This window comes from Gillisia sp. Hel1_33_143 (genome assembly GCF_900104765.1).
Lineage (GTDB): Bacteria > Bacteroidota > Bacteroidia > Flavobacteriales > Flavobacteriaceae > Gillisia.
Window position 1 is genome coordinate 1,439,880 of the sequence record NZ_LT629737.1, and the last position, 20,057, is coordinate 1,459,936.

At 35.0% G+C, this 20,057-nt stretch carries 18 protein-coding genes; 8 read left to right on the forward strand and 10 right to left on the reverse strand.

Annotation, left to right across the window (positions count from 1 at the left end):
* The first annotated feature begins 2 nt into the window (after nt 1–2).
* The 6 genes from BLT84_RS06470 to BLT84_RS06495 all read left to right on the forward strand — a co-directional run bounded on the left by BLT84_RS06470 (nt 3) and on the right by BLT84_RS06495 (nt 6,603).
* Nucleotides 3–1,700 (forward strand): pyruvate dehydrogenase complex dihydrolipoamide acetyltransferase, encoded by a 1,698-nt coding sequence (locus BLT84_RS06470; protein ID WP_091263690.1) that lies wholly within the window; start codon nt 3–5, stop codon nt 1,698–1,700.
* A gap of 69 nt (nt 1,701–1,769) precedes the next feature.
* Nucleotides 1,770–2,762, forward strand: coding sequence for a M28 family metallopeptidase (locus tag BLT84_RS06475; RefSeq protein WP_091263691.1), 993 nt, complete (start codon nt 1,770–1,772; stop codon nt 2,760–2,762).
* Between the two features lie 2 nt (nt 2,763–2,764).
* Nucleotides 2,765–3,445: an SDR family NAD(P)-dependent oxidoreductase gene (locus tag BLT84_RS06480; protein ID WP_091263692.1), complete on the forward strand. Its 681-nt coding sequence runs from the start codon at nt 2,765–2,767 to the stop codon at nt 3,443–3,445.
* Between the two features lie 11 nt (nt 3,446–3,456).
* Nucleotides 3,457–4,056 (forward strand): SprT-like domain-containing protein, encoded by a 600-nt coding sequence (locus BLT84_RS06485; protein ID WP_034889216.1) that lies wholly within the window; start codon nt 3,457–3,459, stop codon nt 4,054–4,056.
* Between the two features lie 16 nt (nt 4,057–4,072).
* On the forward strand, nt 4,073–5,164 hold the full coding sequence (locus tag BLT84_RS06490; protein WP_034889218.1) for a mannose-1-phosphate guanylyltransferase: 1,092 nt from the start codon (nt 4,073–4,075) through the stop codon (nt 5,162–5,164).
* 2 nt (nt 5,165–5,166) lie between these two features.
* Nucleotides 5,167–6,603 carry a DUF389 domain-containing protein gene (locus BLT84_RS06495; protein WP_091263693.1) on the forward strand — a complete coding sequence of 479 codons (1,437 nt, stop codon included), beginning with the start codon at nt 5,167–5,169 and terminating at the stop codon, nt 6,601–6,603.
* Nucleotides 6,604–6,612: 9 nt separating this feature from the next.
* On the opposite strand, the gene BLT84_RS06500 is transcribed toward BLT84_RS06495, so the two are convergent.
* Entirely contained in the window at nt 6,613–7,377 is a 765-nt protein-coding gene (locus BLT84_RS06500) for an ABC transporter ATP-binding protein (RefSeq protein ID WP_034889222.1), read from the reverse strand.
* Complete coding sequence (locus tag BLT84_RS06505) at nt 7,377–8,114, reverse strand: MlaE family ABC transporter permease (protein WP_034889224.1); 738 nt, start codon at nt 8,112–8,114, stop codon at nt 7,377–7,379. Before BLT84_RS06505 ends, BLT84_RS06500 begins: the two co-directional genes overlap by 1 nt.
* Before the next feature lie 120 nt (nt 8,115–8,234).
* Between BLT84_RS06505 and pafA the strand changes: the two genes are divergently transcribed.
* Entirely contained in the window at nt 8,235–9,893 is a 1,659-nt protein-coding gene (gene pafA, locus BLT84_RS06510; protein ID WP_091263694.1) for an alkaline phosphatase PafA, read from the forward strand.
* Here pafA and BLT84_RS06515 read toward each other — a convergent pair.
* The 4 genes from BLT84_RS06515 to gcvP all read right to left on the reverse strand — a co-directional run bounded on the left by BLT84_RS06515 (nt 9,890) and on the right by gcvP (nt 15,461).
* A complete protein-coding gene (locus BLT84_RS06515; RefSeq protein WP_091263696.1) occupies nt 9,890–10,738 on the reverse strand; it encodes a glycosyltransferase family 2 protein in 849 nt (282 codons plus the stop codon). The two genes, pafA and BLT84_RS06515, sit on opposite strands and share 4 nt — an antisense overlap.
* A 93-nt stretch (nt 10,739–10,831) precedes the next feature.
* A complete protein-coding gene (locus BLT84_RS06520) occupies nt 10,832–11,353 on the reverse strand; it encodes a methyltransferase (RefSeq protein WP_091263698.1) in 522 nt (173 codons plus the stop codon).
* A gap of 1 nt (nt 11,354) precedes the next feature.
* Nucleotides 11,355–12,416, reverse strand: coding sequence for a 3-oxoacyl-ACP synthase III family protein (locus BLT84_RS06525; protein WP_091263700.1), 1,062 nt, complete (start codon nt 12,414–12,416; stop codon nt 11,355–11,357).
* Between the two features lie 195 nt (nt 12,417–12,611).
* Complete coding sequence (gcvP, locus tag BLT84_RS06530; RefSeq protein ID WP_091263702.1) at nt 12,612–15,461, reverse strand: aminomethyl-transferring glycine dehydrogenase; 2,850 nt, start codon at nt 15,459–15,461, stop codon at nt 12,612–12,614.
* Nucleotides 15,462–15,579: 118 nt separating this feature from the next.
* Here gcvP and BLT84_RS06535 point away from each other — a divergent pair, with 118 nt between their 5' ends.
* Complete coding sequence (locus tag BLT84_RS06535) at nt 15,580–16,404, forward strand: hypothetical protein (protein WP_091263704.1); 825 nt, start codon at nt 15,580–15,582, stop codon at nt 16,402–16,404.
* Here BLT84_RS06535 and BLT84_RS06540 read toward each other — a convergent pair.
* The 4 genes from BLT84_RS06540 to purE form a co-directional block, all read right to left on the reverse strand.
* On the reverse strand, nt 16,397–16,651 hold the full coding sequence (locus BLT84_RS06540; RefSeq protein ID WP_091263706.1) for a hypothetical protein: 255 nt from the start codon (nt 16,649–16,651) through the stop codon (nt 16,397–16,399). The genes BLT84_RS06535 and BLT84_RS06540 overlap by 8 nt on opposite strands.
* A 1-nt stretch (nt 16,652) precedes the next feature.
* Complete coding sequence (locus BLT84_RS06545) at nt 16,653–17,204, reverse strand: sigma-70 family RNA polymerase sigma factor (RefSeq protein ID WP_034889241.1); 552 nt, start codon at nt 17,202–17,204, stop codon at nt 16,653–16,655.
* 91 nt (nt 17,205–17,295) lie between these two features.
* Nucleotides 17,296–19,326 carry a M3 family metallopeptidase gene (locus BLT84_RS06550; RefSeq protein WP_091263708.1) on the reverse strand — a complete coding sequence of 677 codons (2,031 nt, stop codon included), beginning with the start codon at nt 19,324–19,326 and terminating at the stop codon, nt 17,296–17,298.
* 235 nt (nt 19,327–19,561) lie between these two features.
* Nucleotides 19,562–20,047, reverse strand: a complete 486-nt coding sequence (purE, locus tag BLT84_RS06555) for a 5-(carboxyamino)imidazole ribonucleotide mutase (RefSeq protein ID WP_091263710.1) — start codon at nt 20,045–20,047, stop codon at nt 19,562–19,564.
* Nucleotides 20,048–20,057: the final 10 nt, after the last annotated feature.

Sequence of the window (20,057 nt, forward strand, 5' to 3'; positions counted from 1 at the left end):
TTATGGCTGAAGTAATAAATATGCCACGTTTGAGCGACACAATGGAAGAAGGTGTTGTTGCAAAATGGCTAAAAAAAGAAGGTGAAAAGGTTGAAGAAGGCGATATACTTGCTGAAATTGAAACCGATAAAGCTACTATGGAATTTGAATCCTTTTATGAAGGGACATTATTGCATATTGGAATTGCTGAAGGGGAAACGGCACCTGTAGATACTTTACTGGCTATTATTGGTGAAGAGGGTGAAGATATTTCAGAGCTTTTAAAAGGTGGTTCAGGTTCTTCTAAAGAATTTAAAGATTCCTCAAAAGAAAAAGAAGTTAAGAAAGAAGATTCTTCAGAAAAAGAAACTAAAGAATCTAAAGAGACTAAAGAAGAGGAGTCTTCTGAAGACAATTCTAATGAAGGAGAATTGCCAGAGGGTGTGGAGATTATTACCATGCCAAGGTTGAGTGATACTATGGAAGAAGGGACTGTTGCTCAATGGTTGAAAAAAGAAGGAGATAAAGTTGAAGAAGGAGATATTCTTGCTGAAATAGAAACCGATAAGGCTACTATGGAATTTGAATCTTTCTATGAAGGAACTTTATTAAAAATAGGAATTGCTGAAGGCGAAACAGCCAAGGTAGATAGCTTGCTGGCAATTATAGGACCTGAAGGAACTGATGTTTCTGGAATTGGTTCTGGTAAAACTGCCGCTCCAAAGAAAAAGTCATCTTCTTCAGAGAGTGATTCTAAAGAAGAACAAACGGAAGAAACGTCTTCAAATGAAGATAGTTCATCTAAAACGCATTCAGACGGGAAGAGAATATTTGTTTCTCCTCTTGCCAAGAAAATGGCAGAAGATAAAGGAATTGACCTTTCTGCGGTTGAAGGTAGTGGTGAAAATGGGCGTATTGTAAAGAAAGATATAGAATCTTTTAAAGCATCAGATAAGCCAGCTGCAAAAGCAAAAGATTCTGCTAGCCCTGCTTCAGAAGAAAGTAAAGGCGGAGCTCGCCCTTACGTTCCGGCAGGAGAAGAAAGTTTTGAAGAGGTTAAAAACTCTCAAATGCGCAAGACCATAGCTAAACGTTTAGGAGAATCTAAATTTACAGCTCCACATTACTATCTAACTATAGAGGTGAATATGGAAGTGGCAATGGCATCAAGAAAACAAATTAATGAGCTTCCAGATGTGAAGGTTTCATTTAATGATATGGTGATCAAAGCTTCTGCAATGGCACTTAGAAAACACCCTAGAGTTAATTCTCAATGGACGGGAGATTCTACCAAGATTGCAAGTCATATCCACATGGGTGTTGCTGTAGCAGTAGAAGATGGTCTTGTTGTTCCGGTTCTTAAATTTGCAGACCAAATGTCAATGACGCAAATTGGTGGTAACGTAAAAGAACTAGCAGGTAAAGCGAGAAATAAAAAATTACAACCTTCAGAAATGGAAGGAAGTACTTTTACAGTTTCAAATCTTGGGATGTTTGGTATTACAGAATTTACAAGTATCATAAATCAGCCTAATTCAGCGATTCTATCTGTTGGAGCAATTGTAGAAAAACCAGTTGTTAAGGATGGTCAGATCGTTGTTGGAAACACAATGAAAGTTACCTTAGCGTGTGATCATAGAACCGTGGATGGTGCAACAGGCGCTGCTTTCTTACAAACATTGAAAAGCTATTTAGAAAATCCTGTTACAATGTTGGCATAGATCAACAAATAATGTAATATAATAAATCAAAATCCCGCGTAATAGCGGGATTTTTTTATCTTTAGATATATGAGAAAATTTGATATCAATTATTGCTTGTTGTTTTTATTTTTGGGCTTTGCCTCTTGTAATACAACCCAGAAATCATCAGAAACTATTAAAACAGAACAACCAGTAGTTTCGGCTACGGCCAATTACCAAGTTTCCGCAGTCGCTTTGAAAGAAAAGCTTAGCGTTTTAGCTGCAGATTCTTTAATGGGTAGAGCTACAGGAAGTAAAGGTGAAGGCATAGCTGCAGATTACATAGAAGCAAATTTCATAAAAAATAATATCCAACCGTATTTTGAAACGTATAGAGACCCTTTCGAGGTGGATAGTCTTACGGGATATAATATTGTAGGGGTAATTGAAGGTAGTGATCCTGTTCTTAAAGATCAGTATGTTGTTTTAGGGGCTCATTATGATCACATAGGTATGGGGAAAAAAGTGGGTAATGATTCTATAGCAAATGGAGCAAATGATGACGCTTCCGGGACAGTAGCAGTTATGGAAATTGCAGAGCAATTATCTAAAAACGGGAGTAATAAGAGAAGCGTGATCTTCGCGCTTTTCTCTGGGGAGGAGTTGGGATTAAAAGGGTCTAAGCACTTAGCCTCACGATTAAGAAAAGATGGTTTGGATGTTTACGTAATGTTCAATTTTGAAATGATAGGCGTTCCAATGAAGGATAAGAGCTACCAAGCTTATCTTACCGGATTTGAACGTTCTAACCTCGCAGAAAAATTCAATGAATATTCCAATGAAGAAGTTTTAGGATTCTTGCCGCAAGCAAAGAATTATAATCTCTTTATGAGAAGCGATAACTATTCATTTTTTACTGAATTTAATATACCTGCTCAGGCCTTGAGTACTTTTGATTTTACTAATTATGATTACTACCATCATGTTTTAGATGAATCCTCACAAATGGATTATGATCATATGGCTAGCTTTATTGAATCTGTACTTCCCGGGATAAAGCACATGTTGAACTCTTCAGAAAAAGAAATAAAATTAAATTAAGGATGAAGCATATAGTTATTACTGGAACTAGTAGAGGAATTGGTCTAGAAATGGTGAAATCATTTTCTAAACTTGGGCATAAAGTGTTAGCAATTTCTAGAAATGATGAGCCTGTAAAATCTTTAGATCTTAAGAATGTAGAAACTTTAGCTTTTGATATCACTTCAGAAAAAGACCTTGATACGCTTGCTGAGTATTTGTCTAGGAACTGGCAGAAGGTAGATGTGCTAATTAATAATGCAGGAGCTATTTTAAATAAGCCTTTTAAAGATTCTTCGTTAAGTGAATTTAAAAAAGTATATGATGTCAATGTATTTGGAGTTGTTGGAGTAACACAGAAGGTGATTCCTTTTATGGATAAAGATTCCCATGTAGTTAGTATTAGCAGTATGGGAGGAGTTCAAGGAAGTGTGAAATTTCCTGGTCTCTCTGCTTACAGTTCTAGCAAAGGTGCGGTAATTACATTAACAGAATTGTTAGCAGAAGAATATAAAGAAAATGGACCTAGCTTTAATGTGTTAGCATTGGGGGCTGTACAAACAGAGATGTTAGAAGAAGCTTTTCCTGGATATATGGCGCCACTGTCTGCTGCAGAAATGTCTGAGTATATTGTAGATTTCAGTTTAAAGGGTCATAAATATTATAATGGTAAAATGTTACAGGTGTCTAATAGTACCCCGTAAGTAGAAGGAGTATGTCAGATATTTTACAGAAATACCTCCCAAGTCATTCCGTGACTCCAATATTCAAATTGATAGAGGAGAATAGGGTTCATTTAAAAATTGTAAATGAGCGAGTGACAAGGCATGGGGATTATAGGAGAATGGCAGATGGCACGCATCAAATAACAGTGAATGCCAATCTAAATAAATATAGATTTCTAATTACATTGGTCCATGAGATTGCTCATTTGGTCGCCTTTGAACACTTCGGTCGTCGAATAAAACCTCATGGACAGGAATGGAAGCTTACCTTTAAAAACTTAATGTTGCCATTTATAAGAACAGAAATATTTCCTAAAGATCTGTTGCCGTTAATAGCAAATCATTTTAAGAATCCTAAGGCGAGTAGTGACACAGATGCAAGACTTTCTGTAGCTCTAAAGAATTTTGATTCTGAGAACGATAAAAACTATATTTTTGAGATCCCTCAGGGAGGTATTTTTAGAATATATAATGGTAAAGTCTTTAAGCGAGGTTCTAAACTAAGAAAGAGATATGAGTGTCTGGAAGTGGCAACGGGTAAAGTATATCTATTTCAACCCAATGCAGAGGTAGAACTTGTTGCGGGTTAATTAAAAAAATCTAAATATGACTACTATTTACAATCAGAATTATTACGCAGTGATTATGGCAGGTGGAGTTGGGTCTCGTTTCTGGCCTGTAAGCACTTCAAAATTTCCAAAACAGTTTCATGATATGTTGGGAGTGGGAAACAGTTTACTCCAGAAAACATTTAATAGACTCGCTAAGATCGTTCCTTACGAGAATATTCTAATTCTAACTAATGATGAGTATGTAGATCTTGTAATTGAGCAATTGCCAGAAATAGATAAAGATAAGATCATTGCAGAGCCTGCTATGAGAAATACCGCACCCTGTATTTTGTTAGCAGCAATGAAGATCAAAAAAATGAATTCTAATGGAGTTATGCTTGTAGCACCATCAGACCACTGGATAAAAGAAGAAGAGAAGTTTGAGAGTGATATCTGTAAAGCTTTTAAAGCAGCATCAGAACAGGATATTCTTATCACATTAGGTATTAAGCCAACTGGACCTAATACTGGATTTGGATATATTAAGTATGAAACTTCGGAAGGACAGGGTTTAAATAAAGTTGAAAAATTTACTGAAAAACCATCCTTAAGAAACGCAAAGAAGTTTTTGGAAGAAGGTAACTACGCATGGAATGCCGGGATATTTGTTTGGAAAGCCTCATATATTGTAGATTCGTTTAAAGAGCATTGTTCTGAAATGTTTCAGCTATTTGATAAAGGTTCAGAAATATTAAATACATCTAAAGAGCTAGAATTTATTGAAGAAGCTTATCCGGAAGCGCAAAACATTTCTATAGATTATGCTATTCTAGAAAAATCTGATCAGGTTTATGTAATTCCTGCAAATTTTGATTGGAATGATCTTGGAACCTGGGGAGCTTTATATACAGAACTTGCGAAAGATGATCATAACAACGCGATTGTAGGGGCGCAGTTAATACCTTTAGAAGCAAAAGACAATATGATCTACACTCATAAACAAAAAGTGGTTGTGGTAGATGGTTTGGAAGATTATATTATTGTAGACGAAGAAAATGTTTTAGTGATCGTTCCAAAAGAAAAGGAGCAGGAAATAAAAGAAATTAGAGCAAATGTTATTCAAAAATTTGGAGATAACTTCGGATAAGAATGGAAAATAAGGAAAATATAGGAAGTAACCCTCCGGTAGAAAATATAGACAAAACAGATTTTTCTCAGGCAGGAGGGATCTGGAAGGGAATAAAAGATTTTATTTCTGAACTTCTTGATATTAGAGATGATACTGATAGGGAATCTACTGTAGAAGCCATTAAGAAAGATATATCTTTTAAGGGGCATAATGCATGGATTCTTATATTTTCAATTTTTGTAGCCTCTATTGGACTAAATGTAAGTAGTACAGCTGTGGTTATAGGGGCGATGCTTATTTCTCCCTTAATGGGTCCTATAGTGGGTATAGGTCTTTCTGTAGCTATTAATGATGTAGATACCTTACGCAAATCTTTTATTAACTTAGGTGTGATGGTAGGGCTAAGTGTTCTAACTGCTTACACCTATTTTCTCATATCGCCTGTTAAGGAGGAAACACCAGAACTAATTGCCAGAACCTACCCTACCATCTTAGATGTACTTGTAGCTATTTTTGGTGGACTTGCTCTTATTGTTGCCAAGACTAAACGAGGAACTATTGCCAGTGTTATTTTTGGAGTTGCTATTGCTACCGCGTTAATGCCTCCTTTATGTACTGTTGGTTATGGATTGGCTATAGGGAAATGGTCTTATGCAGGCGGTGCGCTCTATTTATTTTCTATAAATGCCGTTTTTATAGCATTATCAACCTTTGTGGTATCTAAACTTTTAGGATTTCCATTAGTGAGATATGCTAACAGTAAGCGAAGAAAGCGGATTGCTCAATTGGCCTCTATAATTGCTATTATTGTAATGATCCCAAGTGTTATTTTATTTGTGAATTTACTAAATAAGCAGGTGTATGAGAGTAAAGCTAGAGAGTTTCTAAGTGAGGTGGTGCGCTATAGTGGAGCAGAATCTGTAAAATCCAATCAGGATTATGCAAAGAAAAGGCTTGAGGTTTATTTAATTGGAGTGCCGGTGCCAGAACCTACTTTAGCTTCCTGGAGAGAACAGTTAGCGGAGAACGAAGTTCTTAAAGGTTCAAAATTGATAGTTCACCAAGGGGTTTCTACTAGTGGTGATATGGCTTCTATCTCGAGTCAGGTTAAAAGTGGTATTTTGGAAGATCTTTATGTGAAGAATCAGGAAGTATTAGAAAATAAGGATGCTAAGATACAGCTGCTGGAAAATGAACTCATGAAATATAAATCTAGCGGATTTTCATTCAAAGATATAAGTGAGGAGATAAAAGTTAATTACAACAAGGTGGAAAGTCTAAGCTATGCAAATACGATCTCTACAAATTTTTCAAAAATAGATACCATTCCAACATTTAATGTGAGTTGGAAGAAGAATACCTCTAAATCTGAACAAAGAACAGAATTGGTTAAAATTCAGAAGTGGCTAGGCTTAAGATTAAAGTTGGATACTGTTTTGGTGAGAACTTATAATTAAAGAAATCTTTTAATGTCCCTGTAATTGGGCATCTCTAACTTTCTTAAATAGATTAGAAGAATACACAAAATCTGTTACGGTTTCATCTTCGGTCTTAAAGATCTGAGATTTATCTCCTTTCCATGCTAAAACTCCATCTTTTAGAAATGCGATATTCTCTCCAATTTCCAGAACAGAGTTCATATCGTGAGTAATGATCACTGTAGTGATGTCATACTCCTTGGTTAGATCATGAATAAGATTATCTATAACAGTGGCCGTTTTTGGATCTAACCCCGAGTTTGGTTCATCACAAAACAAATATTTAGGTTTGTTAACAATTGCTCTAGCTATAGAAACCCTTTTTTGCATTCCACCACTAATTTCTGAAGGGAGTTTGTTTTCTGAACCTTCTAGGTTTACTCTTTTTAAAACTTCAGCTACACGATCTTTCAAATCTCTTTTGCGAGATTTCGTAAACATTCTTAAAGGAAACATCACATTCTCCTCTACGGTCATAGAATCGAAAAGTGCGCCGCCTTGAAAAACCATCCCTATCTCTTTACGTAATTCTCTTTTCTCCTCATCACTAAAATTAGAGTAAGGTTTTCCGTCATATTCTATGGTTCCTTCATCAGGAATAAAAAGTCCGAGCATAGATTTAAGTAAAACACTCTTTCCTGATCCTGATTGGCCGATAATAAGGTTCGTCTTTCCGGTCTCGAAAACAAAATCAATACCTTTTAGGATCTTTTCACCATCAAAACCTTTATGTAGATTCTTTACTTCTATCATTAGCTAAGTAATAATTGAGTTACTATGTAATTGGTAATAATTAAAACCACACTTGTCCATACAAAAGAGGTGGTACTTGCTTTTCCAACTTCTAAAGAGCCACCTTTCATATAGTATCCATGATAGGCTGGTATGGTGGCTAAGATCATCGCAAATAAGAATGTCTTAATAAAAGCATATACCAAGTGGAAACTTATAAAGCTATCCTGTAATCCTGTTATAAAAGTATCTGCGCCTACAAATCCTCCAAGAACTGCTGCTGCAAAAGCTCCCATAATTCCTAAGAACATTGCAATTGCTATTACAAATGGGTAGGTAGCCATGGCAATGATCTTTGGAAATATCAAATAATTTAGGGAGTTTATTCCCATAACCTCTAACGCATCTATTTGCTCTGTTACTCGCATAGATCCAATACTAGAGGTAATAAAAGATCCAACTTTTCCTGCCATAATTATGGAAATAAAGGTTGGAGCAAATTCTAATATGATAGATTGACGTGCAGCAAAAGCAATTAGCGTCTTTGGAATAAGCGGATTGTTTAAGTTTAAGGCGGTTTGTATGGCCACAACTCCTCCAATAAAAAAGGAAATAAAAGCAACTATCCCAAGGGAGCCTATTATTAATTCATCAATTTCTTTGAAGATCAATTCTTTAAGTACAGAGCGTTTGGTCATTCGTCCAAACACGCCTTTAATCATTATAAAGTATTCACCAATGGAATGAAGGTAGCTCATTAAGCAATTTTTGTAAAGCTAAAATACTATTTTTTATCAGGAAACTATTTAACTAAGAATTAATCTTTAAGCGGATAGACTTTCTTAATTTTGGATCTTATAATAATTTCACAATTCAAGATGAAAAGACTTATTTTTTGCTTATTTATTGCAATTCAATCCTTATCAGGAACGGCACAAACTCCCAACCAGCATCCTCTTAATCCAGATAAACCAAAGTTGGTTGTTGGAGTAGTGGTAGATCAAATGAGGTATGATTATCTTACAAGGTTCTGGGATAAATTTGGTGAAGATGGCTTTAAAAGATTAATTAGGGAAGGTTATAATTTTAAGAACAATAATTTTAACTATGTTCCCACCTATACTGCTCCCGGACATACATCAATATATACTGGAACAACTCCAGAAAATCATGGTATAATTAGTAATGGGTGGTATGATAAATATGAAAAATCAGAGGTTTATTGTACAGAAGATGCTAGTGTTAATTCTATAGGGACTCAGTCTACGGCAGGTAAAATGTCTCCTCATAGAATGAATGCTACTACCGTTGCAGATGAAAATAGACTGTTTACACAGCTTAAAGGTAAAACTATTGGTATCTCATTAAAAGATAGAGGAGCTATACTTCCAGCTGGGCATACTGCAAATGCTGCCTATTGGTTTAATGGTAGAACAGAAGGTAAGTTCATTTCTAGTTCTTACTATATGGAAGAGCTTCCGGAGTGGGTGACAAAATTTAATTCTTCAAACAAAGTCAGATCTTATCTAAAGGAATGGAATACGATTAAAGATATTACTACTTATACAGAAAGTGGAAGTGATAAAAATACTTTTGAAGGTGGATTTGTTGGGCAAGAAACTGCCACTTTTCCTTATGATCTTAAGAAGTTAAGTTCAAAAAACGGGGATCTGGATATTTTGAAATCTACTCCTTACGGTAATTCTATCCTTGCGGATTTTGCAATTGCTACTTTGGAAGAGGAAGATCTTGGTGAAGATGAGTTTACAGATTTTTTTACAATTAGTTTTTCCAGCACAGATTATATAGGTCATAATTTTGGAGTAGATTCTAAGGAGGTGGAAGATGCCTATATTAGACTAGATGTAGACCTTTCGAGAATACTTAGATCTTTAGATGAAAAAGTAGGAGAAGGAAATTATACACTTTTTTTAACAGCAGATCATGGCGGTGGAGATGTACCATCTTATCTTCAATCTGTTAGGGTGCCGGGAGGATATTTTGATGAGCTGGTTTTTGAAAATGATTTAAAAGAGTTTTTAAAAGCTAATTACAAGAACGAAAAGCTTCTTGAAAGTGTTTCTAATTATCAGGTATTCTTCAATTATCAAGAAGTTTTAGATGCAGATATTTCTTTTGCTGATTTGGAGCAAGTTATTGCTCGTTATGCAATAAACTACAAACAGGTGAATAGAGTTTTTACTAGAACAAACTTAGAAGGAGCAAATTTTATGTCTGGATTAGCAGGTTTGGTTCAAAAAGGATTTAATCAGAAAAGAAGTGGAGATGTTGTTTTGGTTTTAGACCCAGCAACTATTACCTATTCTGTAACCGGTTCTACCCATGGTAGCGGTTATTCTTATGATACGCATGCGCCGCTTATCTTTTTTGGTAAAGGAATTCCGCATGGCAGCACAACAAAACCAAATGAAATTGTAGATATAGCTCCAACAATATCAACTTTATTAGGTATTCCAATGCCTAATTCTACTACAGGAAAACCACTCTATGAAATGTTAGATGCTTCAAAGAACTAAAATAATTTTTCGCTCATTTTTTTCCAGCGCAAATTTCTAATAAAGCGGCCTTCTTCTTCAGAAACAAGAAAGGGCTGCTTTTCTTTTTTAGCTTTATAATATCCGGCTATGTAATCTAAAAGGAGTGATGGTCTTTTCTTTAAAAGCGCCAATTTAGTGGATGCTATAATAGTTATAGGCAGTCCATAGCGTAATCTATAAAATGCTTTGCCTTGCTTATATTTTGAAGTTGAGGTATAAGTAGTTCCTGTTGGTTTTAGATGCTTGACAAGTAATGAAGTGTCTGTTTTAATTTTCCAGCCGTGATATTGCGCTAATAGCTCATCTACCGTGTCCCATCCCATTGCGACTTTTAGTTTGCCAATTTCTTTGAAACACTCTTTTCTATAAGCTTTTATAGCACCACGAATGTGATCTTTTCCCGTCAGATTTTCTACTACCCACTCATCCTTACTTAAAATACTACAAAAACCTCCCGCCATTCCAATTTGAGGATCAGATTGAAAATGGGAGACAATGGTTTCAATATAATTTAGAGGGAAAATAAGGTCTGCATCAAACTTGCAAATGATATTGTAGTCTTCATCAAGAGTTTCTAGGCCAGAGTTAAAAGCTTTTATAACCTTACTTCCGGGGGCGTGTTCTCCTTCTTTTAAAGTTGTTATAAAGGAAATATTATCATATTGGTCTTCAAATTCTTTAAGAATGTTCTCTGTATCATCTGTAGATCTATCATTTACAACTACAATTTTATGCGCTTTTAAGGTTTGATCAACTAAAGATTGAAGTGTTTTACTAAGAAATTGCGCTTCGTTATAAGCAGGTATTACAATATATACTTTCAATGAAATCAGTTGAGGATTACTAAAGAACTAATACGAAGATATAGAAAATCAGAATAGAAAATTAAGCATATTGAACTGTAGAGATATGTCTTTCTATCTTCTTTCTGCAAAGACAGCGTAATATCTGGGAGTAACTTTTCTAAGTAATGGTCTAACACCAAATTTACCCACCGGATTAGTCCACTTTAAAGTTTTTTTAATTTCCCATCCAGCCTTTTCTAGTAACCAGTTAAACTGCCAATCTTCAAATTCATGAAAATGTCTGTCTCTAAGATCATTCTTATTTTGATAGGCATCTGCAAACCATAATTTAAGTGGTACAGTAGCAATTAATTTTGTAGCCTGAATATCCCTCAATACGTTAAATGGGGCAACTAGATGTTCAAATATTTCGAAGGCGGTTACAGCATCATACTCACTAGATTTTACAGCATCTGTAACAAGGTCTAGATCTTCTCCATTGGTATTTTCAACTTGATAATTATGATCTTTCATGATCTTGGAAAATGGATTTTCCACTCCAAGATCTAAGATTTTTGCAGGAGGTGAAACCACATCTTCTAAGAACTCTATAGTTTTTTTGAAACGTTTATTCGGAAAAGTATTTTCGTACATTTTAATATTGGTAAACTACCGCATTGATATTCATTCCTGCTCCAACACTTGCAAGAATAATCACATCATCTTTATGAAGTTCCTGATCTTTTATTTTTCCTTTAACTACTAAATCTAAAAGAGTTGGTACAGTAGCAACACTGCTATTTCCAAGCTCGTGAATACTCATAGGCATCACATTTTCAGGAACCGGTAATTTGTGAAGTTTGTAGAATCTTTTTATGATAGCGTCATCCATTTTTTCATTGGCCTGATGAATAAAGATCTTCTTTACATCTTCAATAGTTTTTCCGCTCTTATCTAAGCAAGATTTCATTGCTTTTGGAACTTCCGTTAAGGCAAATTCGTAGATCTTTCTACCATTCATTTTAATATATCTGGTATTCTCATCGGCGGCCTCATTGTTAGATTTACCAAAGAAAATATGATGAGCTTCCTGATATGCAAAAGTGGCTGTTTCATGAGCTAAAAGGCCACCTTCTTTATCATTGGTAAGTTCAATTATTGCAGCACCGGCTCCATCCGAAAATATCATCGAGTCTCTATCAAATTTATCTACTACACGAGACAAAGCCTCTGCGCCAATAACTAAACATTTTTGAGCCATTCCAGCTTTCATAAAAGCTTGGGCTTGTATAATAGACTCAATCCAGCCTGGACATCCAAAGAGCACGTCGTAGCCAACACACTTTGGATTCTTAATCTTTAGGTTATGTTTTACTCTTGTAGCGATGCTAGGTACGGTATCACTTTGTGTGCTACCAAATTTTACATCTCCGTAGTTATGAGCAACAATAATATAATCTAACGTCTCTGCATCTATCCCAGAATCTTCAATGGCCCTTTGTGCAGCTACAGTAGCCATATCAGATGTGCTAAGCTCATCTTCTAGATACCTTCTTTCTTCTATTCCTGTAATGGCTTTAAATTTTGCAATGGTAACATCGTTATCATGAGGAAACTCAGAACCATCAATATTCAGAAATTCATGATTTAAAAAGTCTGAATTCTTTCTTTTCAAGTTTGGAATAAAACTTCCTATTCCAGTCATTTTTATGCTCATCTTCAGCTTGAAGTTTGGGATTGATTAACTAAATTAATAAATACAATCTTAGTATTGAATGTGAAAATTCAATATTTCTACGGATTTATTAATTTGATATTTTAAGTGGATTAAAATATTGATTTGATATTTAAAACATATAAAAATTGAGAATAACAAAAGGCGCAATTCACGCCTTTTGTTATTTCAAAGAAGCTATGCTTCCATGTATTCTTCTATTGGGTCACAAGTACAGATCAAATTTCTATCCCCGTAAGCGTCATCTACTCTTCTAACGGTTGGCCAAAATTTATTGTCTGCAACATATTCTAATGGAAATGCAGCTTGCTCTCTTGTGTATGGGAATTCCCATGTGTCTGAGGTAAGCATTGCCATAGTATGTGGTGCATTCTTAAGTATATTATTTTCATCTTCTGTACTAGAATCACTAATTTCTTTTCTAATAGAGATCAACGCATCGCAAAATCTGTCTAACTCCGCTTTACTTTCACTTTCTGTAGGCTCGATCATAAGTGTACCTGCTACAGGGAAAGAAACAGTAGGTGCATGGAAGCCATAATCCATCAATCTTTTTGCAATATCTACCACCTCAATTCCATTAGTTTTAAAAGGTCTGCAATCTATTATCATTTCATGTGCAGCTCTTCCTCTTTCTCCGGAATATAAGGTTTGATAATGTTCTTTAAGTCTGGATTTTATATAGTTAGCATTTAGAATTGCATATTCTGTAGATTGTTGTAGTCCTTTGCTTCCTAGCATAGTAATATATCCATAAGATATTAAACATACCAAAGAAGAACCCCAAGGGGCAGAAGATATAGCAGTTATAGCTTGTTCTCCACCGGTTTTTATTACCGGGTTTCCTGGTAAGAACGGAAGCAATTGTTTTGCAACACAAATTGGTCCAACTCCAGGTCCACCTCCTCCGTGAGGAATTGCAAAAGTTTTATGAAGATTTAAGTGACATACATCTGCTCCAATATTCCCAGGATTAGTTAATCCAACCTGAGCATTCATATTGGCACCGTCCATATATACCTGTCCACCATTATCATGAATAAGTTTAGTGATCTCCTTAATAGAAGATTCAAAAACCCCATGAGTAGAAGGATAAGTTACCATTAAAGCGGCAAGATTATCTTTATGTTTGAGTGTTTTTTCTCTAAGATCGTCTAAATCTATATTTCCTTCTTTAGTAGCTTTAGTAACCACAACCTTCATTCCTGCCATAACCGCAGATGCTGGGTTCGTTCCATGAGCAGAAGATGGAATAAGACATATGTTTCTATGAGAATCTCCTCTAGATTCGTGATAAGCTCTAATCACCATTAAACCTGCATATTCACCTTGAGCTCCAGAGTTTGGTTGAAGTGATGTGCCTGCAAAACCGGTAATTTCTGTAAGTTGATCTTCAAGGCGTTTTAATACTATTTGATAACCTTCAGCTTGCTCTATAGGAACAAATGGGTGAATATTACCCCACTTTGGATTGCTCAATGGGAGCATTTCTGAAGCTGCATTCAGTTTCATTGTACAAGATCCAAGAGCTATCATAGAGTGGTTCAATGAAAGATCCTTGCGTTCTAACTTTTTGATATAACGCATCAATTCTGTTTCTGAATGATAAGAATTGAAAACTTCATTTGTTAGAAAGTCTGTTTTTCTTGAAAGATCTGGAGTAATTGTGGTATCGCATCTCAATTCTGAAATTACGCTAACTTCTTTTTTCGAAACTTCAGCGAAAATTGCAGTTATGGCATTAAGATCTGCTACAGTGGTAGTTTCGTTTAAAGCAATAACCACGGTCTCAGCATCCGGATAATAGAAATTAATCTCTTTAGAATCTGCTAATTGCTGAATTTTGGCAGCATCAGCTTTAATGCTAATAGTGTCAAAATAGGTTTTGTTAAGTTGTTGGTATCCTAAGCTTTCTAATTGATGAGATAGAGTTACAGCAGAATTATGTACGGTATTAGCTATGTATTCCAATCCTTTAGGACCATGATAAACAGCATACATTCCTGCCATTACAGCAAGTAATACCTGAGCTGTACATATATTTGATGTTGCTTTATCTCTTTTTATATGTTGCTCCCTAGTTTGAAGTGCCATACGTAATGCACGGTTACCATTGGTGTCTTTAGTAACGCCAATAATTCTTCCTGGGATGCTTCTTTTATATTCTTCTCTAGTTGCAAAATATGCAGCGTGTGGTCCTCCATATCCTAATGGAATTCCAAAGCGTTGTGTGGTTCCAACTACAACATCTACACCTAATTCTCCGGGAGCTTGCAGTTTTACTAAACTCAAAATATCTGCAGCAACCACAGTCTTAATCTGAGCTTTCTTACAATTAGCTACAAATTCTCCATAGTTAAAAACTTCTCCAGATTTTCCTGGATATTGTAGCATAGCTCCAAAGTATTCTTCAGAAAAATCAAACGTTGTGTGATCTCCAATTACTAATTCTATACCTAACGGAGTTGCTCTGGTTTGAAGTAGAGATATGGTTTGTGGTAATACTTCTTCTGATATAAAGTATTTAACAACTTCATTCTTCTTTTGGTCTTTCTCTCTAATAGCAAAAAGAAGCGCCATTGCCTCTGCGGCTGAAGTAGATTCATCTAATAAAGATGCATTTGCTAATTCCATTCCCGTAAGATCACTTACCATGGTCTGGAAATTTAAAAGAGCCTCAAGTCTACCCTGAGCGATCTCTGCCTGATAAGGAGTATAGGCAGTATACCATCCCGGATTTTCAAGTATATTGCGCTGTATTACTGCAGGCAAAATAGCTTGATGATAACCCAGACCAATATAAGTTTTAAAAACCTTGTTCTTGGCTGCAAGTTTCCCAATGTGTTCTGCGAACTCATTTTCACTTAAAGCTGATGGTAGATTTAGAGGAGATTTTAATCTAATCTCGTCTGGGATAGTCTCGTAAATTAACTGGTCTAATGAATCAACACCAACCGTAGCTAGCATCTCTTGTATATCACTTTCTTTAGGGCCAATATGTCTTAGAGCAAATGAATCTGTTCTCATTAAAATAAAGTTGTGTTTCAAGCGGCAAAATTACATATTTTAAACGTAAATTTTTACAATTTAAGGCTTTAGACATGTTAAGATTTTTCAGGAACTTGTTATCTTTTAAAAAGGTGATATGAATGTATTAAAAATTATATTCAATTTTTATATTAATAGCAGTATTCATGTAGCTTTAGCTGTAGTTTCATTAACGGCTATTAGCACGTTGCAATTTAATGTTGAATGTAATTTTACGTTATTAAGTTTTATTTTTCTAGCAACTATCACTGGATACAATTTTGTAAAATATGCGGGGATAGCAAAACTTCATCATTTAAGCCTAGCTAAAAATCTGCGACTCATTCAGATATTTTCTTTACTTGCCTTTATAGGACTAGTCTTTCTTGTTTTTCAATTAAATATTACAGCGTTAATAGTTTCTGCAATTTTAGGGATATTCACAATTCTTTACGCATTACCGGTATTTGGACACCAGACTAATTTGAGAGGAGTGTCTGGAATTAAGATCTTTATTATTGCAATGGTTTGGTCTGGAGTTACAGTTTTGCTCCCAGTATTGAACAACTATAGTATTTACAATGTGGATGTAATCCTGGGGTTCATACAAAGATTTTTTTTTGTGATTGTAATTACCTTGCCCTTTGAAATTAGAGATCTTAAGTTTGATATGGCAAGATTAGGTACTATCCCTCAAATTTATGGAATTAGAAAAACAAGAATTATAGGTTTTCTAATGCTGGGCATTTTTATTTTGTTAGAATTCCTTAAAGTTGATACTAACATTGGTAATGTAATAGGTGTGATTTTAGTTGCTGTGATGTGTAGCTATTGTTTATCAAGATCAACCATAACCCAGTCTAAATATTTCTCTTCATTTTGGGTTGAAGGCATTCCTATAATATGGCTGTTTATACTTTTAGCTCTAGGTGAGATCAATTAGAAATCTCTTTATCGATCTTTTCTTGCCACTGCTTTTTCTGCTCTTCTGTACAGGTCTTAAGATCAGATTTTTCAATTAGCTCTGTAAGCTTATGGTTTTTGGTGGTGTATTTTTTACAAGGCCCGCAAATCGCAATATGTATTCTGATCTTTAGTTTTTCAAAAAAAGTTGCTTCATCGTATTGAGCCTTGTCACAACAATTAGTTGCTTCGGTACAGTTCACAAATAATGATCTTCTTTTACTCATATTAAAACCAGTTTTTTTCTAAGCACTCGGAAAGGGTTACTCGAGCTCGGTGAATTATCACCCACAAATTAGACGGAGTGATATCAAATTCATTACAAATGGTGTCTGTATCAAAACCATCTATAGTTTTCATCTTAAATATCTTAGCTTGCTTTTCTGTTAAGTTATCCATACAACTTAATATGGCCAGACCAAGTTCTTCATTTTCCATAACATCTTCAGCAGTCTTGTCAAACCTATCTGGAGCTTGTTCCTCCAGCCAGTCTCCATCATTTCCATCTTCAGAATAGTTGATCTTAACTTCAGCCTTTCCTTTTTTGGAATTTATTCTTCTATAATGGTCTATGATCTTTCTTTTTAAAATTGAGATGAGCCAAGTGCGCTCTGTAGCCTCTCCTTTAAAATTTTTCATAGACTTCAGTCCGGCTAAAAATGTCTCAGAAATAAGGTCGTTAGCAACCTCTCTATCATTTACCCTTACTATAGTGTAATTGAAGAGATAATCTGAATACTTATCTACCCATTTAGTAGCGTCTATTTTATTTGTTGACATAAGCTATTGGTATGCATTCAAAAATAGGGAAAAGTATGTATGAAACCTTAAATGTGAGGGATAGATTTAAGATTTCATACATGCCTTAAATTTATTCTTTTAAAAGTCCAGCTCTTTTTAGAAGTGCATCTGGTCTTGGTTCTTTCCCTCTAAAACGTTTATAAAGCGTCATTGGATGCTCTGTACCTCCCTTAGAGAGTATATTTTCTTTAAATTTTAAAGCAATCTCTTTGCTAAAAATACCTTCACTCTCAAAATATTCAAAAGTATCTGCATCCAAGACCTCAGCCCATTTATAAGAATAATACCCGGCAGAATATCCGCCCTGAAAGATGTGAGAAAATGCGGTACTCATACAATTCTCTTTTACTTCCGGATACGGTTTCGTGTCTTCAAAAGCTTTTTCTTCATGAACTTTTACATTAGAAACATTAGTTGGGTCTATACTATGCCAGCTCATATCTAATTTTCCGAAACTTATTTGGCGTATGGTAGCCATTCCTTCGTGAAAGTTTGCTGCTTTTTTGATCTTTTCTATTAATTCTAGCGGAATGATCTCTCCTGTTTTATAATGCTTTGCAAACAATTCTAAGGCTTCTTTTTGATAACACCAGTTTTCTAAAACCTGACTAGGTAGTTCTACAAAATCCCAAAACACACTAGTTCCGGAAAGGCTTGGGTATGTAGTATTTGCTAACATGCCATGTAATGCATGTCCAAATTCATGAAATAACGTAGTTACCTCGTTAAATGTTAAGAGTGAAGGAGTAGATTTTGAAGGTTTTGTAAAATTGCAAACTATGGATATGTGAGGTCTGTTGTTTACGCCGTCTTTAATTTTTTGAGAACGATAAACCGTCATCCATGCCCCATCACGCTTCCCTGGTCTAGGGTGAAAGTCTGCGTAAAAAAGGGCTATAATTTTTCCTGCAGTATCTGTAACGTTGTAGGTTTTAACATCTTCATGATATTTATCTACATTTTGAATTTCTTCAAAATTAAGATCGTAAAGTTTATTTGCAACCTGAAAAACTCCAGAGATCACATTTTCCAGCTGAAAATAAGGTTTTAGTTTTTCATCATCCAGATCAAACTTCTTTTGCTTCAGCTTTTCTCCATAATAAGCAGCATCCCATTTTTCCAACGTAGAAATACCATCAAGTTCTTTTGCATATGTAGCTAACTCTTCAAATTCGGCTATAGCTGCAGGTTTAGATTTGGCTAAAAGTTCTTCTAGAAAATCTTTAACTTTTTCAGGAGTTTCTGCCATTCTTTCTTCAAGAACAAAATCTGCATGCGTTTTATACCCTAGAAGATTGGCTCTCTCAAATCTATAATTTGCAATGTCCAGCACATTTTGTTGATTATCCAGATCATCATTATGGAAACCTTTAGCGCCAAAAGCCAAGGCCATCTTTTTTCTAAGTATTCTGTTGGCAGAATATTTCATAAAGGGAATGTAGCTTGGATATTCCAAGGTAAAAATCCATCCCTCTTTTTGTTTGGCTTCAGCGGTTTCTTTAGCTTCTTCCTTAACAGCATTTGGCAGTCCTTCCAGATCTTTTTCATCTGTAATTAATAACTCAAATCTATTGGTTTCTGCTAGCACGTTTTCTCCAAATTTTAAGCTCAATGAAGAAAGCTGTTTGTCAATTTCTCGCAATCTTTTCTTTTTATCTTCAGATAGATTTGCGCCATTTCTTGTAAATGCTTTATATTTTTGATCTAACAGCATTTCCTGCTCCGTAGAAAGTTCTAGCTCCTCCTTTTTATCATAAACAGCTTTTACACGCTTAAAAAGCTCCTTATTTAGAATAATGTCATTTTTAAAATCAGATAATAGAGGAGAGACCTCTTGTGCTATTTTCTGAATCTCATCATTGGTTTCTGCTGAATTTAGATTAAAGAATATGCTGGTAACAAGATCTAAATGCTCTCCAGAAAATTCTAATGCTTCTATAGTATTTGTAAAATTTGGATGGTCTTTTTGAGATGTGATGGCCTCAATTTCTGACTTTGCCTCTTGTATGCCTTGTAAAATTGCAGGTTTAAAATGCTCGTTCTTAATCTGTGAAAAAGGAGCTTTATCGAATTTAGGTAAGAGTGGATTTTCTGTATTCATATGCTATATTGATTAATGGGATAGGATTTTGAGCCTATTCGTTGATTATTTAGATATAATTAACGATACTTTTCAATTAAATCCCTTAAATTTCAGTTTGAAAAAATAAAACACTTTATTTGCTAAGATTTTGGTAGTCGCTATATAGTTTAGATTAATATATTTAGAATGGTTAATAAATGATATTTTTGAGCGAAAAGTACTACTGTAAAGGCCACGTTCTGCGTGGCTTTTTTTAGTTGTTTATATTCTTAGCTCCATCAAGAACCTTCTGTTTTAATCCTTCTTTATAAAAAATAATTTTATCCTGAACACATTTGTCTGAAGCACCAATAATCTGTGCTGCTAGAATTCCTGCATTTTTTGCGCCATTTAAAGCTACTGTTGCTACAGGAACTCCACCGGGCATCTGCAAAATAGATAAAATAGAATCCCATCCATCTATAGAGTTGCTAGATTTTACAGGTACTCCAATAACGGGAAGAGGAGACATAGATGCAACCATTCCAGGTAAGTGTGCCGCGCCACCAGCTCCGGCAATAATTACTTTTATGCCACGAGTGTGTGCATTCTTACTAAAATCAAAAAGTTTTTCGGGTGTTCTATGAGCAGAAACAATATCTACTTCTACTTCCAGATCAAATCCTTTTAAAATATCTATAGCTTCCTGCATTACCGGCATATCGCTGGTACTACCCATAATAATTGCAACTTTACTCATTTTCTATATT

Excerpts from the sequence above, each read along its gene's own strand:
- BLT84_RS06545 (WP_034889241.1), bottom strand. The coding sequence starts at position 17,204 with ATGTCAACAAATAAAATAGACGCTACTAAATGGGTAGATAAGTATTCA.
- BLT84_RS06495 (WP_091263693.1), top strand. The coding sequence starts at position 5,167 with ATGGAAAATAAGGAAAATATAGGAAGTAACCCTCCGGTAGAAAATATA.
- BLT84_RS06470 (WP_091263690.1), top strand. The coding sequence starts at position 3 with ATGGCTGAAGTAATAAATATGCCACGTTTGAGCGACACAATGGAAGAA.
- pafA (WP_091263694.1), top strand. The coding sequence starts at position 8,235 with ATGAAAAGACTTATTTTTTGCTTATTTATTGCAATTCAATCCTTATCA.
- BLT84_RS06540 (WP_091263706.1), bottom strand. The coding sequence starts at position 16,651 with ATGAGTAAAAGAAGATCATTATTTGTGAACTGTACCGAAGCAACTAAT.
- BLT84_RS06500 (WP_034889222.1), bottom strand. The coding sequence starts at position 7,377 with ATGATAGAAGTAAAGAATCTACATAAAGGTTTTGATGGTGAAAAGATC.
- BLT84_RS06475 (WP_091263691.1), top strand. The coding sequence starts at position 1,770 with ATGAGAAAATTTGATATCAATTATTGCTTGTTGTTTTTATTTTTGGGC.
- BLT84_RS06520 (WP_091263698.1), bottom strand. The coding sequence starts at position 11,353 with ATGTACGAAAATACTTTTCCGAATAAACGTTTCAAAAAAACTATAGAG.
- purE (WP_091263710.1), bottom strand. The coding sequence starts at position 20,047 with ATGAGTAAAGTTGCAATTATTATGGGTAGTACCAGCGATATGCCGGTA.
- BLT84_RS06480 (WP_091263692.1), top strand. The coding sequence starts at position 2,765 with ATGAAGCATATAGTTATTACTGGAACTAGTAGAGGAATTGGTCTAGAA.
- BLT84_RS06485 (WP_034889216.1), top strand. The coding sequence starts at position 3,457 with ATGTCAGATATTTTACAGAAATACCTCCCAAGTCATTCCGTGACTCCA.
- gcvP (WP_091263702.1), bottom strand. The coding sequence starts at position 15,461 with ATGAGAACAGATTCATTTGCTCTAAGACATATTGGCCCTAAAGAAAGT.
- BLT84_RS06535 (WP_091263704.1), top strand. The coding sequence starts at position 15,580 with ATGAATGTATTAAAAATTATATTCAATTTTTATATTAATAGCAGTATT.
- BLT84_RS06525 (WP_091263700.1), bottom strand. The coding sequence starts at position 12,416 with ATGAGCATAAAAATGACTGGAATAGGAAGTTTTATTCCAAACTTGAAA.
- BLT84_RS06490 (WP_034889218.1), top strand. The coding sequence starts at position 4,073 with ATGACTACTATTTACAATCAGAATTATTACGCAGTGATTATGGCAGGT.
- BLT84_RS06550 (WP_091263708.1), bottom strand. The coding sequence starts at position 19,326 with ATGAATACAGAAAATCCACTCTTACCTAAATTCGATAAAGCTCCTTTT.
- BLT84_RS06505 (WP_034889224.1), bottom strand. The coding sequence starts at position 8,114 with ATGAGCTACCTTCATTCCATTGGTGAATACTTTATAATGATTAAAGGC.